This window comes from Pedobacter sp. UBA5917 (genome assembly GCF_002432345.1).
GTDB lineage: Bacteria > Bacteroidota > Bacteroidia > Sphingobacteriales > Sphingobacteriaceae > Pedobacter.
Genome location: NZ_DJDT01000010.1, coordinates 1 through 18,061 on the forward strand (window position 1 = coordinate 1; position 18,061 = coordinate 18,061).

Sequence of the window (18,061 nt, forward strand, 5' to 3'; positions counted from 1 at the left end):
GGAATTTTTTTGTTCTTATCCAGCCATTTAATGTTCCTCGAAAGGCCGTCTTCCGAGAGATAGAACAGGCTGTTGCTAAAGAACAGAAAACCACGGACAAATTCGAGCAGGGTTTTGATTTCGCAGTCATCAAGCAGTTCGGGCTGGGTTTTGGAGCATTCGTACAATGCAAAAGGCTGTCCCAAATCTCTGGTGGCCAGTACGGCCATGCTTAAAATGGCATGTTCTATATTTTGATAATAAGCTTTATCCGGATCTTTGAAAAAAGGATCTGGTGTTTTTGACCCCGTATGCATGGCAATAAAACCGGAGGTTAACAGCGGAAAAGCATCTTCGTCCGTTTCTTTTACAAATTGTTTAACCGAGCGGTATTCTTTATATATCCTGAGGGCATCAATCACAGAGATATTTTCATTACCACGGCCATTAATACTATTTAAGGTTTTTACCAAATTCCGGGCCTGTTTACCAAACTTCTGGTATTCGGCCTTGGTGGTATCCTGTACCGCGGTAGAGCGTACGGCTATTTTAGCAAATTTATAAAAGGTGATTTTATCGTAATTGATGTTCTCTGCAAGCTTCTTTTTGTCGAGTTCGAGCAAGAGCTGATCGGTTTTCTCTTTAGAGCATGATATAAAAAACAGTACAATACAGAACAGCAATAATTTTTTCATGAGGTAACCGGCTTTATAAATAGATGTATAAAACTAAGTTTTTGGTCGTGAAAAAAGATAGAAATTAAGTTTTTATTGGCATTTGGATGACTTTTCGGTTTGGATTTTATGTTTTGTTGATAATTTCTTAAAAATCGCACCGGTTTTGCTGTAGAATGATAAAATTTATCATGTAATCGAGAGGGATTTTGGAAGATTGATAATGCGCTTCTAATGTTGTTTTAATGTCTTTTTTGAATTTAAGGATTGAGCTTTTAAACTTTGGACTAAACTTTGATAAATGCCTATCAGAAAAGGGGATATTTCTAATTTTTAGGCAATTTTTTTAAGAATTAGTGCTTTAAAATTCGTGGGATGTTTAAAATCATCCTAAATTTGTAAATCCTTTAAAGTAAGATGACAAAAAAGAAAAAGACAGTTGGTAAAACTGACGCTGATGTAATTTTAATAGGGGCCGGCATCATGAGTGCAACCCTTGGTGTTTTATTAAAACAATTAGAGCCCAATTTAAGTATAGAAATTTACGAACGTTTGGATATTGCGGCAGCAGAAAGTTCTGATGCCTGGAATAATGCCGGAACGGGACACTCTGCTTTCTGCGAATTAAACTATACCCCCGAGAAGAAGGACGGTACGGTTGAAATCAAAAAGGCGGTTCAGATTGCAGAACATTTTGAGGTATCTAAGCAGTTTTGGTCTTACTTGGTAAATAAAGGACTGGTTTCTGATCCTTGCAATTTTATCCGCAATATTCCCCACATGAGCTTTGTATGGGGCAAAAAGAATGTCGATTATCTTAAAAAACGTTACGATGCATTAACGCAGTGCGATCTGTTTAGCGATATGCAGTATAGCGAAGATGCTGAGCAGGTAAAAACCTGGGCGCCACTGATTATGGATGGTCGTAAGAAAAACGAAAAAGTTGCCGCAACAAAAATGGATCTGGGAACCGATGTTAACTTCGGTACCTTAACCCGCGATATGTTTAACAACTTAAAGGAGCAGAGCAATGTTAGCATGTACTTTAACCACGAAATCCGCGATCTGAAAAAGAATAAGGATGGCAACTGGATTGTAAAGGTTAAAGATCTTGAAAGTGGCGATAAACGCAAACGCGTAGCTAAATTTGTATTTATCGGTGCGGGTGGCGGTTCATTACCATTGTTGGAAAAATCGGATATCCCTGAAGGAAAAGGTTTTGGTGGTTTCCCGGTAAGCGGACAATGGTTAAAATGTACCAACGAGGAAATTATTAAAAAACACCACGCAAAGGTATATGGAAAAGCAGCGGTAGGTGCGCCACCAATGTCGGTGCCACATTTGGATACCAGGATGATTAACGGCAAACAGGCTTTGTTATTCGGTCCTTATGCTGGTTTTTCGACCAAATTCCTTAAAAATGGTTCATTTTTGGATTTACCAAAATCAATTAAATTCAATAATATCCGTCCGATGATTTCTGCCGGACTCCATAACCTCGATTTAACGAAATATTTAATCGAACAGGTGAGGCAATCGCCAGAAGATAGGTTAGAGGCATTGAAAGAATATTTGCCAACTGCAGAACTTAAGGATTGGGAATTAGAATATGCCGGACAGCGTGTTCAGGTAATTAAAAAAGATGAAAAACAGGGCGGAATTTTAGAATTCGGTACCGAAGTGGTTAGTGCAGCAGATGGTTCAATTGCAGCATTATTAGGCGCTTCTCCAGGCGCTTCAACAGCGGTATCCATTATGCTCGATCTGTTGAACCGTTGTTTTGCAGAAGATTTAGCGACCGACGAATGGCAGGCCAAAATTAAAGAGATGATCCCTACTTACGGAAAATCGCTTGCCCAGGATGCCGAACTTTGTAAAGCAACCAGAAATAAAACTTCGAAGGTATTGAAAATAGAAAATGCTGTTGTGGCGTAAGCTGTAACCGTAATAAATGTACTAAAGGTTCTGATGAAAATCAGGACCTTTTTTGTTGATCCGATCCTCGGTCTGTGTCCTCACAGACCGAAACCATAAATCTCAATATACGAAACCTTCCTGCGGAACGACACAAATAATAAATTATCTGAGTCTACCCATGAGTCGTCCCGCTGGGACGATGGATGTGTTTCTGATGTCCATACAGATCGAAATGTTATAAATGTCATTGTTCCTCTCATGAGGATGAGTTCTACGTTCCAGAGGAACGATTGATAGGTAACAATATGCTAAGAGGCTTCTTCGTTCCGTAGGAACGTTTGGTGGTTTTCTGTGCACTGGCCTGAAAGATATAAACCTGATGGGAATGGCAGCTTCCGATTTTTTCAATCGGAACTATAGTGTACAGCAGGACTACCGTAACCGATGAAAAACAAGATATTGCTTTTCTGAAAAAGGAATACATTTTATCCCCAAAAAAAGGGTATCCAATTGCTCGAATACCCTTTTGCTTAAAATTCTTTTTACAATTATGCTGCAATCACTTCAGCAACCTCTTCGGCAGAAATATCGCTGTGTGATGCCTCCAATACGCAATCGCCGTTTTTGATCAATAAAATCTGTGGCGATTGGTGTGCTACCTGGAATATTTCGGCAATTTTGTTCGAGATGTCGCGGTAGCTGATCAGGTCTAAAAAGTACAATTCTGTATCTGCCGGAATCACATCCCAATCGAATTCGAAATTCTTTTTCGCCATTAAGCTGATGGAACAACGCGTGCTGTGCTTAAAAATAAGACTAAAACCACTTGCGTTTTTTATCTCATCAAGCTGTTCTACTGAAGTTAAGTTAACCCAAGTCATGATATTATATTATTGTTTACAGGATTAACACCTGCAGTTGAATAAAGTTCTGCAAATGACCTGAATATGAAGATAGTAGATGTGGAAGCTTAGTTTCTTCTGCGTTTTCCTTCTGGATATGATCCGTAGGCAGGACAAAGTTTAGAAGAACAAGATTCTAAAATGGTAATGGTGCAGAACACCGCCAATAGTAAGATGGCTACTTTTTTCATCCGTAATTTTTGATAAATTTTAAACTTCTAAGTTACAAATAATTATTAAAATACAAGTTTAAATCTGTGCAGAAAAATCGGCCATTTTAATCGCGGTAATCGCAGCTTCGTCGCCTTTATTGCCATGTTTGCCACCTGCACGGTCTTGTGCCTGCTCCAGGTTATTAGTGGTTAACACCCCAAAAATAACCGGTTTGCTATATTTTATGCCAACATTGGTTACACCCTGGGCTACTGCATCACAGATAAAATCGAAATGTTTGGTATCGCCCTGTATTACACAGCCTAAACAGATTACCGCATCAATATCGCTTCTTTTGCTCAACAGGATTTCTGCACCACCGGTTAACTCAAAACTTCCGGGTACCGGTAAAGAAATGATATTTTCTTCGGCAACACCATTTGCCAAAAGCGTTTTTAGTGCACCGTTGTACAAAGCACCGGTAATTTCGGCATTCCACTCGGCAACAATGATCCCGAATTTATAGTTTGCACCACTTGGAACGGTGGTATGCGAGAAATCAGATAGATTTTTTAATTGTGTTGACATGGGGCAAAGATAACGCTAAGCAACTTATGTTAAAAGAGGTTAATGTTTAAATGTTGTAAGATTATTTTTAGCTGTTAATCTGTACCTTAGGGTAATCATCAGATAATATTTAAATCATTATGGAATTTCTTTGTGCATTCCATCTTCTATTTAAAGACCGAACCATGAAAAACGCTCTACAATCTATCATCACATTCCTCATTTTTTTTACGCTTTCATTCGAAGCATCTGCCCAAAATAAGGCTGTTTTTTATAAAAGTAGCTTTAAAAAAATAGATTCGCTGGCCAGTGCTGCAAAGCCAAAAGATGGCCTTGCTCTTGTTGAAAAGGTGAATACCCAGGCACGGCTTGATGGAAATACGCCTACTCTGATTAAAAGCGTGATGTACCGCATGTTGTTTGTGGGGTATTTGGAAGAAGATGCTTTTTTGAAAATGATCAAACAGTTAAAAGAAGATATAAAAGTTGCGAAACAACCTGCTAAAAGTATTCTACAATCTTTATTGGCCGAAAGCTATTGGAGTTATTATGAACAGCATTATTATAATTCCTTAAACCGTACCAATGTTAAGTCTGATTTGGGCGATGATATTAAAACGTGGTCGATGAATAAACTCACTGAAGAAAGTATGAAGTATTACTTGGCCTCGCTGCAGGAAATAGAATTGTTGCAGAAAACCAAAATAGACAGTTTGAGCGAAATGATGACCGGCGACAATTACAACCGGTACCTGAGGCCAAAACTTTATGATGTTTTGGCCCACCGTGCGCTAACTGTTTTCAGCAATACGCGATACGATATTGATAAAACCGACGAAGCAATAGATTTCAATGATGCAAAATGGTTTGGCGATCATAACTCCTTTCTGGCAATAAATATCCCACAAAAAGATAGTACTTCTTTCAATGCGAAAGCGCTGGGCATTTATCAGGTATTGATCAAAATGCATGCAAACACGCAAAATATTGGAGCTGTGGCAGATGCAGATTTAAAAAGATTAAATTATGTTTATTTAAGGAGCACCAGGGCGGATAAAAACGAATTGTACTATCAATCGTTACAGAAACTGGCCGGATATGCCGAAAGATCCGAGATCTACGCAGATGTACTTTTTCAGCTTGCATCTAAAAAATATGAGGGCCGATATGCTGTTGGACCTGATAAAAAAGTAGACCTTAAAGAATTGATAGAAATTGCAAACCGGGCCATTAAAGCATATCCGAATAGTATAGGTGCCAAAAATTCGGAAAAACTGATTGCCGATATTAGTCAAAAAACCATAAACTTTAGTGTAAATGAATTTATCCAGCCTGGAAAGCCGGCACAGCTATATTTCAGGTACAGAAATGTAGATACGGTTTACCTAAAACTCTATAAGCCTAAGCGATATTTCGAACAGGATGATTTAAACACCAATAAAGAAACATATAACAAATTTTTGGCAGAGAATAAAGCCGTTAAACAATGGGCTGTAATTTTGCCGGATAGCAACGATTATCAGGAACATACTTTGATGGATAAAATTGAAAGCCTTGAAATAGGCCGTTACGTTATTATTGCCCAAAGCACACTCCATCCGGATGATAAAAATAGTGCTTATAATTTCGCCTGCATAAACGTTACCAATCTGGCTGTTACCAACAGGATTTCGGGTATACTTAACCATCAATATTTTGTTGCAAACAGCACAACAGGAGAGCCGGTAGAAAAGGCGGTAATAAAAGAAAAACAAGGCGAATATGCCAATGGTAAATATGTGCTGAAAGGTAAAGGAACAATATATACTGATAAAAATGGTTTTGCCGAAAGCACACTAAATATCTCTGTAAACAGAATGGCATTAAGTTATAGAGCCGATTCGGTGATATTGGGCATTCAGGATCGTATTTACAGGAATCTGTCGACCAATGAGAAAGTGGTGATCTTTACCGACCGGCCAATTTATCGCCCCGGCCAAACGGTTTATTATAAAGGAATTTATTTTGAATATAAAAACGACAAAAACCATATTCTGAAAGAAAAAAGCGTTGATATTACTTTTAAGGATGTAAATTGGAAAGAGATTGAAAAAACAGCAAAAATTACCAACGAATATGGTACTTTTCAGGGTAGCTTTACTATTCCTATCGGCAAATTAAATGGCCAGATGAGCATTAATACCGCTTACGGAAGCGCTTATATCCAGGTAGAAGAATACAAAAGGCCAACATTTGAAATTGTATTCGATAAGTTAAACAAAAAATATAAGCTGGGCGATAGCATAAGTGTTGGAGGGAAGGCGCTCAGTTTTGCGGGTTATGCCGTATCGGGTGCCAGGGTAAAATACACCATTAACCGCAATATGCTGGGGCCAAATTATATGATCCAGCCGTTCGACCGCAGTAAACAGATTGCATCTGGTACAACAGAAACCAAAACTGGTGGAGTTTTTAATATCGATTTCCTGGCTACTGTAGAAAATGATAATGTAAATGGATATTCTTACCAGTTGCAGGTAGACATTACGGATGTGAACGGCGAAACGAAATCGAAAGCATTTGTGGTAAGTGCCGCAAAGAATGATGTACTGTTGCATGTATTTTCGCCCACTCAATTTTTTCCTTCCCCAAAAAACGATAGTATTACCTTCAGGGTAACGAACATTAACGGGGAGCCGATAAAAGCAAAAATTAATACCGAATGGTTTAAATTAGCCAGTCCTGAGCGGATTATCTATCCAAATACCAATCCCAATATAAAGAAAACAGAGAAATACAATATCACCAAAGCCGAATTTTTAAAAGATTTCCCGAACGAAGATTATGATGGAGATGGAACTCCGGCAAACTGGAAAGCTGTGAAGATTGATTTTGCACAGCAATTAAATAGCGATCTGGGAACTGGTGAAATTGCCGTAAACACCAATAAAATTTCTTCAGGTTATTACAAAATCAGGTTCAAGGCAACTAATCAGGATCAGGATACCGTTACTGTAGAAAGAATTGTGAGGGTATATGGCAGTGGCTTAGAAAAAATCTTATTGGGCAGCGAATGGTTGGTAGCAGAGAAAACTACCATTACGCCAAAAGAAGCCGCCGTTTTCAGGTTGGCCAGTGTTGCGCCAAATGCAAAGGCCTATTACGAGGTATATTACAAAGATCAGGTTGCTGAAAAAAAGTGGATCAGTATTACGCAAAAGCAAACTTCTGTAAATATTAAGCCTTTGGCAGGCTGGGCAGATGGTTTCGCCGTACAGTTTACGCTGGTGCAGAATGGAAGAATTTCGCAATCGATGAACGAGGTTGCAATAATAGATAAGGAAGAAGACATCGAGATTAAATTTTTAACTTTTAGGGATAAACTTCAGCCTGGCGAAAAAGAAAACTGGAAACTTAGCATCAGCAATAAAAAGGGTGAAAAGCAGATGGCCGAAATGGTGGCTTCATTATACGATGCATCGCTCGATGATTTAAGGGGGATGAATTGGGATAAAATCAGAACACCAAAATATAATTATTACAACTATAACTGGAAATACACCCTTAATAACTTATCCACCGGGGATGAGCCCTGGTTTTTAAAAAGTTATCCGGGTTATTACGAAATAATCAAAAGAGATTATGAATCAATAAATTTCTATGGATTCAGATTTAATCACTACGATTTTAAGGCTGGCTACAATCAATATTTAGCTGAAATAGAGGCCACAAAGCGCAAGGGAAATGCCAAGGCTGCAACAGAGAAACTCGCAAAGTTAAAGCTGAGCGGTAAAGTATATGGAGTGGTAACCGACAAGGATGGTTATGGCATACCTGGGGCATTAGTTAAATCGGGAAATAAAAAAGCCACTGCAGATAGCTATGGGATTTACAGCATCGATGCAAAGGTTGGAGAGGAGATTAGTGCCGGATTTTTGGGCTATAACCGATCTTTTACCAAAGTTAGGGATGTAAAAAGGATAAACTTCAAATTAGAAGAAGATGGTAAAGGGTTAAACGAGGTTTCGGTAGTGGCTTATGGTTCGCAAAAGAAAACTGTGGCTACCGGAAGCGTTCAGGCTTTTGATATGGAAATAAGGCAGGAACTGGCGCCGCAAAGTGTGGTTTTAAGAGAAATTAGAACAAAAGGCGTAGGGTATACGGCAGATGGTGCGCCTTTGCCCGAATTGTTAAAAGATAAATTAGTTGTAGTTGAGGACAATAAGGTATACGATTTTGTAAGCATAAATGGTTACGATGCGAAAACAGGTACCCAATATGTTAATGGCAAACGGATAGTAAAACCGGCAGTAACTCCCCGTACAAACTTTAACGAAACAGCGTTTTTCTATCCGCAGTTACAAACCAATGCTGCAGGAGAGATTTTTATTGAGTTTACCATACCGCAATCTTTAACGCGCTATAAAATGATGGGTTTTGCCCATACCAAAGATTTAAAAACTGCTTTAATTACAAAGGAACTGGTTACCCAAAAACAGCTTTCGATCTCTGCCAATGCCCCGCGTTTTTTCCGCGAAGGCGATACCATTTCGTTCAGTGCCAAATTGAACAACCTATCGGGAAAACAAGTTGGTGGAGATGCAGTTTTAATGCTGAAGGACGCACTTACGGGTAAAGAGATTTCGGTTTTTGCCAAAAATGTAACAGCATCTCAAAAATTTCAATTGGCCAATAATGGCAACCAATCTTTAAAATGGTCATTGGTTATTCCTTCAGGTATTGGTGCCATTACCTACAGGTTGGTGGCGCAATCGGCCAGTTATTCTGACGGAGAAGAAAATACCATACCGGTTTTGCCAAATGCCATCTTGGTAACCGAAACTATGCCGGTAAATGTGCGCGGTAACAGTACCAAAACATTCAATTTCGAAAAGCTCGAAAAATCCGGCGACTCCAAAACCTTACGTAACCAAAGTTTAACCTTCGAGTTTACTTCAAACCCTGTTTGGTATGCCGTACAGGCATTACCTTATTTAATGGAATATCCTTACGAGTGTGCCGAGCAAACTTTCAGCCGTTTTTATGCCAATAGTTTTGCAACAGGGATTATTAATTCATCGCCAAAAATCAAAACTGTTTTCGAGCAGTGGAAAAATACCAATAACGGGGAAGCATTATTGTCGAACCTGGAGAAAAACCAGGAGTTAAAATCAATTTTACTCGAAGAAACCCCCTGGGTGCGTAATGCTGATAACGAAACTGAACGTAAAAAACGTTTAGCTGTGCTTTTCGATCTAAACAAAATGATCTACGAGCTGAAAAGCAATTTTGAAAAATTACAGAAAATGCAGTATAATAATGGCGCTTTTCCGTGGTTTAGTGGCATGCAGGAAGACCGTTACATTACCCAGCATATTGTTTTGGGCATGGGGCAGTTAAAAAAGCTGAAACTGATTGATGAAAAAGCCTATCCAGGTTTTAATACGATGCTCAATAAAGCCATTGTTTATTTGGATGCGGCCTTGGTTAAAGATTATAAGGATGAGGTGAAAGGTAAACGTTTTGCCTATTTGCCCCTACATTACCTCTTTGCCAGAAGTTATACCGATCAGAAAAATAGCAGCCCTGATTTTGTAAAGACCAAAGAATTTTACCTCAAAAAGTTAATGGCCAACTGGAAAACCTTCGATACCTATCAGTTGGCGCAAACAGCTTTGGTACTTAACAGGAACGGAAATAATGGAGAAGCGAAAAAAATCATCACCCTATTGAACCAAACCGCACAGCAAAATGATGAAATGGGCATGTACTGGGCCACCAATAAAGCTGGTTGGTGGTGGTACCAAAGTCCGGTAGAAACGCAATCTTTATTGATCGAGGCTTATGACGAAGTAGCAAAGGATATTAGAGCGGTAGAGGAAATGAAAATCTGGCTGCTCAAAAACAAACAGACCAACGATTGGAAAACAACCAAAGCTACTGCGGCCGCCTGTTATGCTTTATTAATGAGAGGCACTGATCTGTTGAGTGAAAGTAAAGCACCAGAAATTACCATTGGTGCCCAGAAACTCGAAGATTTACAGCAACCGGGCGCAACAAAAGAAGCCGGAACTGGCTATCAAAAAACAACCATCCCTGGCACAGCAGTAAAACCTGAAATGGGAAAGGTAGTGGTGAAAAACAATAACCAAAATATTGCCTGGGGCGCATTATACTGGCAATATTTTGAGCAGCTGGATAAAATAACATCCGCCAATACCGGTATCAGGATTAAAAAGCAGTTGTTTCTACAAAGCGCAACCAATAAAGGAAATGAGTTAACGCCGCTAACAGCAACCAATGTTTTAACACCGGGCGATTTATTGAAAGTGCGTATCGAAATTTATTGCGACAGGGATATGGAATACCTGCATTTAAAAGATATGCGTTCATCGGGTTTCGAACCTGTAAATGTGATCTCGCAATATAAATATCAGGATGGTTTGGGTTATTACGAAAGCACCAAAGATGTTTCAACAAATTTCTTTATCAGCTATATGCCAAAGGGAACTTACGTATTCGAATATCCGTTACGGGTTACCCATGCCGGAAACTTCTCGAATGGGATTACGAGTTTACAGAGCATGTATGCACCCGAATTTACCACGCATTCGGCAGGGATTAGGGTTACTGTAAAATAAACGGGCTACAAACCTCGCAGGTTTAATCCGTTTCTTACTATTTATTTCCGAAGGCCTCATTGAGGGCTACGCCGTTTTAAAGCCTACGAGGTTTATTAGAATAACATCGTCCCGATTTGCAATCGGGATGTATGAGAAAAGCGATTTTATCGCTTTATAAATTACCTTTTCCAGGTGCATTATAAATGCACTTCTCGAAAATCCTCGTTACAAACGAGGACTATGGCGTGTTAGATTAAGAAGCGAAATTAAAATCCGAATGCTAATTTAACTGGATCCCACCATAAGTTGCGCCGATAGGAATAATCCTATCACCTATCCAAATCTGACTGCGGTCGAATTTGGATACTTTGTTTTTGGCTACAATAAAAGCCCTGTGACAGCGGATAAAATCTGCTTTTGGCAACAGCTCGGCGAGGTCGTTTATGGTAATGCGTGAACTTAAGAGTTTGTCTTTTAACTGGAGCTGTGTATAATTTCCGGAGGCTTCCACATAAAGGATATCTTCCAATTCCACTTTAATTTGTTCATAACCGTCTTTTACAAAAATGTATTCCGTTTTTGCCTCCTGTTTCTGGTTACGCAGGTTAAACAGTTCCTGGGCTTTATTACAGGCCTTTAAAAAACGCGAAAGTGAAAAAGGTTTTAACAAATAATCAACAGCATCAAGTTCAAAACTTTGCACCGCATGTTCGGTGTAGGCTGTGGTAAAAATTACCATTGGTGGCTTGCTTAAACTCTTTAAAAAATCGATACCGCTGATGTCGGGCATTTTAATGTCCAGAAAAATCAGATCAACCTTATTATGCTGCAGGTAAGTAATGGCCGCAAAGGCATCGGTAAAGGTTTGAACCAACTCTACAAACGGAACTTTTGAGGCATGCGATTTTATAATATCCAGCGCAATCGGTTCATCATCTATAGCAATGGCAATCATTTTTGTGTTTTATTTGTTTTTGTTAGGCTGAACATATGGGAAGTCTATAATTTAGTGAAATTAGTATGACTGGTAAATATTTTTGCAAACAGATAGTTCTTTAAGTTTATCCCAGTTTTCGCTTATGATGGCCTCTTTCTTTTTTCTGGTCCAGCCTTTAACTTGTTTTTCAAATTCAATGGCGTCATTAATGTCTTCAAAATGTTCGCAAAATACTAAGATTAACGGTCTTTTGTTAGCTGTATAACAGTTTGGGTTTATTGCATTTTCGTGTTCATAAAGCCTTCTGTCTATATCGTTGGTAACTCCTGTGTAATAAGAGTTATCAGCACACTTTAAAATATAGACGGTGTATGTTTTCATTTTACTTCTATCTATCATCCTAAAAGGCTGATGGATAAATATACCAAATTTGAATAATAACTTAAAATTTCGCTATTACGCTTCGACTCCGCTCAGCGTGACAAATCGCCTGGTGTTTTATTTCGCAATATCTTCCATCTATACTGTCATCCTGAGCGGAGTCGAAGGATCTCTTGCGGGTAGTTCAGGTAAATACGCTTCGACTCCGCTCAGCATGACAATTTGATAAAAGTAGTATTAATCCAACTGTAATGTTAAATGAACAAAAAACTCGTTTGCACTCTCGCGGATAATTAATTCATGTTTTCCATAATAAAGCAACGATAAGCGTTGTTTTACATTTTCGAGTCCGATGCCGCTTTTTAATTTCTCCGGATCGTTATCTGCCTTAATGTAAATACTGTTGCTTACATCAAAATACAAAGTCTTTTCTTTTGTTTGCAGGGTAATTTTAATATAAGATGGCTGCTGCAGACTAATACCGTGTTTAAAAGCATTTTCGATAAATGGGATCAGCAGCATGGGAGTAATCTGCAGGTTGTTCAGCTGCTCTTCAATATTGGCTTCGATCCTGATATCTGCCGAACGCGAAGTGCGGAGTTTCTGCAGATCAATATAATTGTTCAGGTATTCTACCTCACGGGTTAACGAAATTTTATCCTGTGTGTTTTCATGGAGCATAAAGCGCATCATATCGCCCAATTTCTGTATACCTTCTCCAGTACGCTCGGCATTTTCCTGCAGGGCAGTGCCAAACAGGGTATTAAGGGCATTAAATAAGAAGTGTGGATTGATCTGCGACTTTAGGAAATTCAGGTTGGCATCCGATTTGCCCAGCTCGGTTTTAAGCATCTGTATTTCGCTCAGTTTCTCAAATTTATGTTTGTAAATGTACCATGCAGATGGTGTGGTAATGCAGATTAAACATATTGCGTTTAAAATCAATGTAATAGGTACAATGTTCCTGTTATGCATAAAAGGAATAAGCACAATTAAAAGCAGTAGCGAAACAATAATGGTTAAACCTAAATTTCCCCAGAAATACCGGCCAAAACCTTTAAAATTCTTTCTCAGGTTTGGAATGATGTAATAAATGGCGCAAAAGGCAAAGATGATATTTACGGGCGGAACAATAATCCATACCACCAATATTTCGTAATCAATCCTTATCGAAAGCACTGCCGAAAAAAGCATGAGGGTAATGAGCCAGATCCTTGTACTTACAAAAATCTCTGAAATAATGTTTTTATTGTAGCCTTTTAAAAATTGGATGTGTTCAAAAAGTTCCATGCCCCGTTCGTTAAAATAGGCATAAGTATTAAACAGCAGGTAAATAAAGAAAATGTAGGTAAAGGCTTCACCAAAAAATATATCGTATGCGTTTTCTATATCATCATATTCTACCAGGCGGTATGCTTCCGAATAAGTGTTGGCTATCATCCATACAAGGATAGAAATGAAGGTAACAGCAACCGTAAAGATTAAGTTCATGGTTACGTTCTTTTTCCTCGCCAGTTGGGGCATCGAAACAAAATTAAAACATAAAAAACTAAAGTAAAGCGTACTGATTTTGAATATTTCGGGCAGAAAGAAATTCTGAACGATGCTATACTCAACCGAATGTTCTGCAAAACGGTAAGAACCACCACCGCCATAAGTTGTTTGCGTGCAGATACTGATCAAGGCCAGGATAAATAAGGTGGTCGAAATCCAAAATTCAAGCTGGTTGATGTTTTTGGTAGTATATGGTTTACCCGAAATAATTTCCATGTCGTTTTAGTTTATGTGCAATTTTACGAAGAGAATTGATTGTGATCTTTAAAATGTGATGGATGGGGCAAAAAATGTGACGAATGAATAGGATTGATCGGGATTTATAGGGTTATTGGATTTTAAGATCTGGTTTACAATTACATCATCCATTTTACATCATCCATTTTTCCCTGGTTTATTAATCTAAACTTTGACAATCTTATAGGCCTGATGCCAAGAGATTGTCAAAGTAAGTTAACGCGGTTGCCGTTGGTTATAGGGAATTGGTCATTGATTATTACGAATTGGTTATTGGAATTTGATTATTGAATATTATTCCCTTCCATTTTTTGCTATCTTTGAAACGGGTTATTTTCCATCACCCATTATACATTTTCCATTTATCATTTACCCATTCAAAATTCACACATTCAATATGACCGTTTACGGAATTCCAAATTGCAATACAGTTAAAAAATCGCTCGATTGGTTAAAAGACCATCAGGTTGATTTCGAATTTCATGATTTTAAGAAAAAAGGCATAACCGAAGAGAAGTTGAACGAATGGTGCAATACTTTTGGCTGGGAAACCGTGCTGAACAGAAAAGGTTTAACCTGGAAAAAACTAAGCAAAGAGGAGCAGACAAAAATCGATAATCAGGCATTGGCTGTGGCTTATTTAAAAGAGAATACGAGTGCCATAAAACGCCCGATTATTGAGGAGAACAACAAAGCCATATTAATTGGATTTGACGATGACAATTATTTAAAAACACTAGCCTAATTCATTTGTTCTAATGTTAAAGTTTGTTAAAAGCAGATTTTAAACGTCGAACTAAATTACTTTTGAGTATGTACAAACTGATCATTTTTCTATTGCTTGCCCTGCCTATCGGCGCATTTGCTCAAACGGTAACTACAGGTACAGTTTTCGATTTTACGAAAAAAACACTTTCTCTTCCTGGTGTTTCGGTAAGGAACCTGAACAGCAAAAAATCAGTAAGTACAAACAAAGAAGGTAAGTATACCATTGCTGCAAATATTGGCGATCTTATCGAATTTTCTGCAGTAGGCTATCATACCGATACCTTATATTTAACCAACCTGTTAAACCGCACGATTTACCTTCCGGTTAAAACGAACAGTTTAAATGATGTAGAAGTAAGTGCGGTGAGGATGAACAGCCAGATTACCGATGCCAAAGATCCTTTGGCCGAAAAATATACCTTGCTAAGTACAGGCGGTAACTTAAACCGTAAACGTATGACTGATAAGGTTGGGGGCTTAAACCTGAACCTGGGTTATGGCAAATACAAAAGACAGCAGCGTAAAGAGGCCGATTTAGAAGAAAAGGAAATGTACCAACAGGAAATCGACGAAAATTTTACGCCAAAAGCCATTACCGATCTTACCAAACTCGAAGGAGAGGAGCTTAAAAACTTTATGATTATTTATAGACCATCTATAGAAGCTGTAAAGGGCGAAAGACCATTCCGTTATGCTTTCTATATCTCGCGTGCTTTTGTGGCATGGAAAAAATTAACTCCTCAGGAAAGAAAATTACAGGATTTGCCTAAACTAAAAGGTAATTAAGTTTACATAACTCCTATTTAATCATATTATACCCGTTATTAGTAACATTATAACCACATACAGATCCGTATGTGGTTATTTTTTATATTTACCGCAGTATTACAACCTTATTATTATCATGAAATTGACTAAACTGATTAATTTTTGTTTGGTTTGTTGTGTTTTTGCTTTTTCGGCATCGGCACAGCAGGCTACAACACCTGCACCAGCTACCAATTACAATCCAGCTGAAGCATTTGGCCCGTTATTTTATACCCAAAATGGAAACGAATTCCGCTCGGCAATTGGCGCACCTGGCCCAAAATACTGGCAAAACCGTGTAGATTATAATATTACCGCCAATCTCGACGATGCCAAAAATATGGTTTCGGGAACGGTTACCATAACCTACAAAAACAACAGTCCTGATAAATTACCATATTTATGGTTACAGCTAGACCAGAATACTTTTAAAGAAACTTCACGTGGTTATGCCATTACCCCATCACGCAGCCGTTATGGTGCACAGGGCGAAAAATTTGATGGTGGCTATAAAATCCAGAACATCAGTGTAGCGCAAAAAGCAGGTGCTGTAAAATTCACTTCTCTGGTAGAAGATACACGCATGCAGATCCGTTTAGATCAGCCATTGGCAGCAAACGGCGATATTGTAACCATTAAAATGGATTACTCGTATATCGTACCTAAAGAAGGATCGGACAGGACGGGCCATTTAACCACTAAAAATGGCGAAATCTTTGCTATTGCTCAATGGTTTCCGCGTATGTGCGTGTATGATGATGTAATTGGCTGGAATACTTTGCCTTATTGGGGCGGTGGTGAGTTTTATTGCGAATATGGCGATATCAACTTTGCCATTACTGCACCAGCAAGCCATATTGTAATGGGGTCTGGCGAATTATTGAACCCTGCAGAGGTGTTTACACCAGAACAGTTAAAAAGATGGAACGAAGCCAAATTGAGCGATGCTACTGTGCATATCCGTACAGAAGCAGAAGTAACCGATCCAAAATCGCGTCCGGCTAAAGATAAATTGACATGGAAATTTAAAATAACCAATGCACGCGATGCGGCCTGGGCTTCATCAAAAGCATTTGTATTGGATGCTGCACGGTATAAACTGCCAAGTGGTAAAACCGGCTTAGCCGTTTCTGCACAACCGGTAGAAAGCAACGGTGTTGATTCTTATGGCCGTGGCGTAGAATACGTAAAATCAACCATCGAACATTATTCATCAAAATGGTTCGAGTATCCTTATCCAATGGCTGTTAACGTAGCAACCAATATTGGAGGTATGGAATATCCCGGTATTGTTTTCTGCGGCTGGACAGCTAAAAAAGGCAGTGCATGGGGTGTAATCGATCACGAATTTGGCCATACCTGGTTCCCGATGATTGTAGGCTCAAACGAACGTAAATATGGTTGGATGGACGAAGGTTTTAATACTTTCATCAATGGTATCTCTAAGAAAAACTTTAATAATGGTGAATATGCTACTCCTCCGGCAGATTTACATCGTATAGGTAAAAATGTAATTGGTAACCCGGTTTTCGAAAATATTATGTTAATGCCTGATGGTATGACTGAAAGAAACATCGGTAATAACCTGTACAGCAAACCGGGATGGGGTTTGGATATTTTAAGAAACCAGATTTTGGGTGAAGACCGCTTTGATTATGCTTTCCGCCAGTACATTAAAAACTGGGTATTTAAACACCCAACACCTTTTGACTTTTTCCGCTCGATGGAAAACGGCGCAGGCGAAGATTTAGCCTGGTTCTGGAGAAGCTGGTGGTTAAACAACTGGAAAATGGACCAGGGCATTGCTGCGGTTGAGCAGGTTAAAAAAGATGATAAACTGGTAGGTTATACCATTAAAGTTGTTAACCTCGAAAGAATGCCGATGCCGATTATCATCCAGATCAAAACCAAAAGTGGTAAAACCGATATCGTAAAAGTTCCTGTTGATGTTTGGATGAAAAACACCAGCTGGTTGGTACGTTATCCAACAACAGAAGAAATTGAATCGGTAACTTTAGATCCAAATAAAGTATTACCTGATTCGAACCCTGATAATGATACATGGACAGCAACAGGCAACTAAGCTTTCGTTAAATAATTTAAAGCCTTCTGATTTTAAAAGATCAGAAGGCTTTTTTTATTGCAAATTGGTCAGGATTTATTGTGTCTGGATCAAGGTCTTTAGAAACATGGTAGACCCTGATCCCGATATGAAAATCCTATCGTTTGGACACATCTTTTTAAGGCGCTATGCTAGCTTGCTTTGAAAAACAAACAGATTTTACCGAAGAACGCCCGTCAATCCCAAGTGCGGGGGAATCAAAAAAACAGTTGCAAAATAGAACAATTAGTACTACCAAACATGAAACACAGTGGTTTTGTGCTGTTTTAGCTGAACCGTTAACCGAGTAGTTGCTGCACAAACCCCGAAGGGCTCAATCAGACAAAAGAAAATAAATAAAAAACTGATTAAACAAGGTGCCGCTGTTTTTTTGATGCGCATGGGCCTTGTGTGAGCGCACATTGCTGGATTGACGAAGCGCTTTGGGTACTTTGGCGCTCCAAAATGCGTAGCATTCTTGA

General features: G+C 38.8%; 11 protein-coding genes. 5 read left to right on the plus strand and 6 right to left on the minus strand.

Going from position 1 to position 18,061, the window contains the following annotated elements; translation table 11 throughout:
- Nucleotides 1–674 (minus strand): hypothetical protein (locus B2V92_RS00750; RefSeq protein ID WP_293303902.1); only part of this gene is annotated, 674 nt, incomplete at its 3' end.
- A gap of 396 nt (nucleotides 675–1,070) precedes the next feature.
- Between B2V92_RS00750 and B2V92_RS00755 the strand changes: the two genes are divergently transcribed.
- Nucleotides 1,071–2,588: a malate:quinone oxidoreductase gene (locus B2V92_RS00755; RefSeq protein WP_293303904.1), complete on the plus strand. Its 1,518-nt coding sequence runs from the start codon at nucleotides 1,071–1,073 to the stop codon at nucleotides 2,586–2,588.
- A gap of 530 nt (nucleotides 2,589–3,118) precedes the next feature.
- Here B2V92_RS00755 and ytxJ read toward each other — a convergent pair.
- Nucleotides 3,119–3,451 carry a bacillithiol system redox-active protein YtxJ gene (ytxJ, locus tag B2V92_RS00760; protein WP_293303906.1) on the minus strand — a complete coding sequence of 111 codons (333 nt, stop codon included), beginning with the start codon at nucleotides 3,449–3,451 and terminating at the stop codon, nucleotides 3,119–3,121.
- A gap of 270 nt (nucleotides 3,452–3,721) precedes the next feature.
- Nucleotides 3,722–4,213, minus strand: a complete 492-nt coding sequence (ribH, locus tag B2V92_RS00765; protein ID WP_025145257.1) for a 6,7-dimethyl-8-ribityllumazine synthase — start codon at nucleotides 4,211–4,213, stop codon at nucleotides 3,722–3,724.
- Between the two features lie 164 nt (nucleotides 4,214–4,377).
- Between ribH and B2V92_RS00770 the strand changes: the two genes are divergently transcribed.
- Complete coding sequence (locus B2V92_RS00770; RefSeq protein ID WP_293303917.1) at nucleotides 4,378–10,812, plus strand: alpha-2-macroglobulin family protein; 6,435 nt, start codon at nucleotides 4,378–4,380, stop codon at nucleotides 10,810–10,812.
- A 262-nt stretch (nucleotides 10,813–11,074) separates the two neighbouring features.
- Here B2V92_RS00770 and B2V92_RS00775 read toward each other — a convergent pair whose 3' ends face one another.
- The 3 genes from B2V92_RS00775 to B2V92_RS00785 all read right to left on the minus strand — a co-directional run bounded on the left by B2V92_RS00775 (nucleotide 11,075) and on the right by B2V92_RS00785 (nucleotide 13,882).
- Nucleotides 11,075–11,749 carry a LytR/AlgR family response regulator transcription factor gene (locus B2V92_RS00775; protein ID WP_293303919.1) on the minus strand — a complete coding sequence of 225 codons (675 nt, stop codon included), beginning with the start codon at nucleotides 11,747–11,749 and terminating at the stop codon, nucleotides 11,075–11,077.
- Between the two features lie 60 nt (nucleotides 11,750–11,809).
- Nucleotides 11,810–12,112, minus strand: a complete 303-nt coding sequence (locus B2V92_RS00780; protein WP_293303921.1) for a GIY-YIG nuclease family protein — start codon at nucleotides 12,110–12,112, stop codon at nucleotides 11,810–11,812.
- A 237-nt stretch (nucleotides 12,113–12,349) separates the two neighbouring features.
- The gene (locus B2V92_RS00785; RefSeq protein ID WP_293303922.1) at nucleotides 12,350–13,882 is read right to left on the minus strand and encodes a sensor histidine kinase; all 1,533 of its coding nucleotides are present in this window, start codon (nucleotides 13,880–13,882) and stop codon (nucleotides 12,350–12,352) included.
- A 418-nt stretch (nucleotides 13,883–14,300) separates the two neighbouring features.
- Between B2V92_RS00785 and B2V92_RS00790 the strand changes: the two genes are divergently transcribed.
- The 3 genes from B2V92_RS00790 to B2V92_RS00800 all read left to right on the plus strand — a co-directional run bounded on the left by B2V92_RS00790 (nucleotide 14,301) and on the right by B2V92_RS00800 (nucleotide 17,561).
- Entirely contained in the window at nucleotides 14,301–14,648 is a 348-nt protein-coding gene (locus B2V92_RS00790; RefSeq protein WP_293303924.1) for a Spx/MgsR family RNA polymerase-binding regulatory protein, read from the plus strand.
- A 68-nt stretch (nucleotides 14,649–14,716) separates the two neighbouring features.
- Nucleotides 14,717–15,457 (plus strand): carboxypeptidase-like regulatory domain-containing protein, encoded by a 741-nt coding sequence (locus B2V92_RS00795; protein WP_293303925.1) that lies wholly within the window; start codon nucleotides 14,717–14,719, stop codon nucleotides 15,455–15,457.
- A 118-nt stretch (nucleotides 15,458–15,575) separates the two neighbouring features.
- Nucleotides 15,576–17,561, plus strand: a complete 1,986-nt coding sequence (locus tag B2V92_RS00800; RefSeq protein ID WP_293303926.1) for a M1 family metallopeptidase — start codon at nucleotides 15,576–15,578, stop codon at nucleotides 17,559–17,561.
- Nucleotides 17,562–18,061: the final 500 nt, after the last annotated feature.

Coding starts and splice junctions, on each gene's coding strand:
- B2V92_RS00755 (WP_293303904.1), top strand. CDS start 1,071: ATGACAAAAAAGAAAAAGACAGTTGGTAAAACTGACGCTGATGTAATT.
- ytxJ (WP_293303906.1), bottom strand. CDS start 3,451: ATGACTTGGGTTAACTTAACTTCAGTAGAACAGCTTGATGAGATAAAA.
- ribH (WP_025145257.1), bottom strand. CDS start 4,213: ATGTCAACACAATTAAAAAATCTATCTGATTTCTCGCATACCACCGTT.
- B2V92_RS00770 (WP_293303917.1), top strand. CDS start 4,378: ATGAAAAACGCTCTACAATCTATCATCACATTCCTCATTTTTTTTACG.
- B2V92_RS00775 (WP_293303919.1), bottom strand. CDS start 11,749: ATGATTGCCATTGCTATAGATGATGAACCGATTGCGCTGGATATTATA.
- B2V92_RS00780 (WP_293303921.1), bottom strand. CDS start 12,112: ATGAAAACATACACCGTCTATATTTTAAAGTGTGCTGATAACTCTTAT.
- B2V92_RS00785 (WP_293303922.1), bottom strand. CDS start 13,882: ATGGAAATTATTTCGGGTAAACCATATACTACCAAAAACATCAACCAG.
- B2V92_RS00790 (WP_293303924.1), top strand. CDS start 14,301: ATGACCGTTTACGGAATTCCAAATTGCAATACAGTTAAAAAATCGCTC.
- B2V92_RS00795 (WP_293303925.1), top strand. CDS start 14,717: ATGTACAAACTGATCATTTTTCTATTGCTTGCCCTGCCTATCGGCGCA.
- B2V92_RS00800 (WP_293303926.1), top strand. CDS start 15,576: ATGAAATTGACTAAACTGATTAATTTTTGTTTGGTTTGTTGTGTTTTT.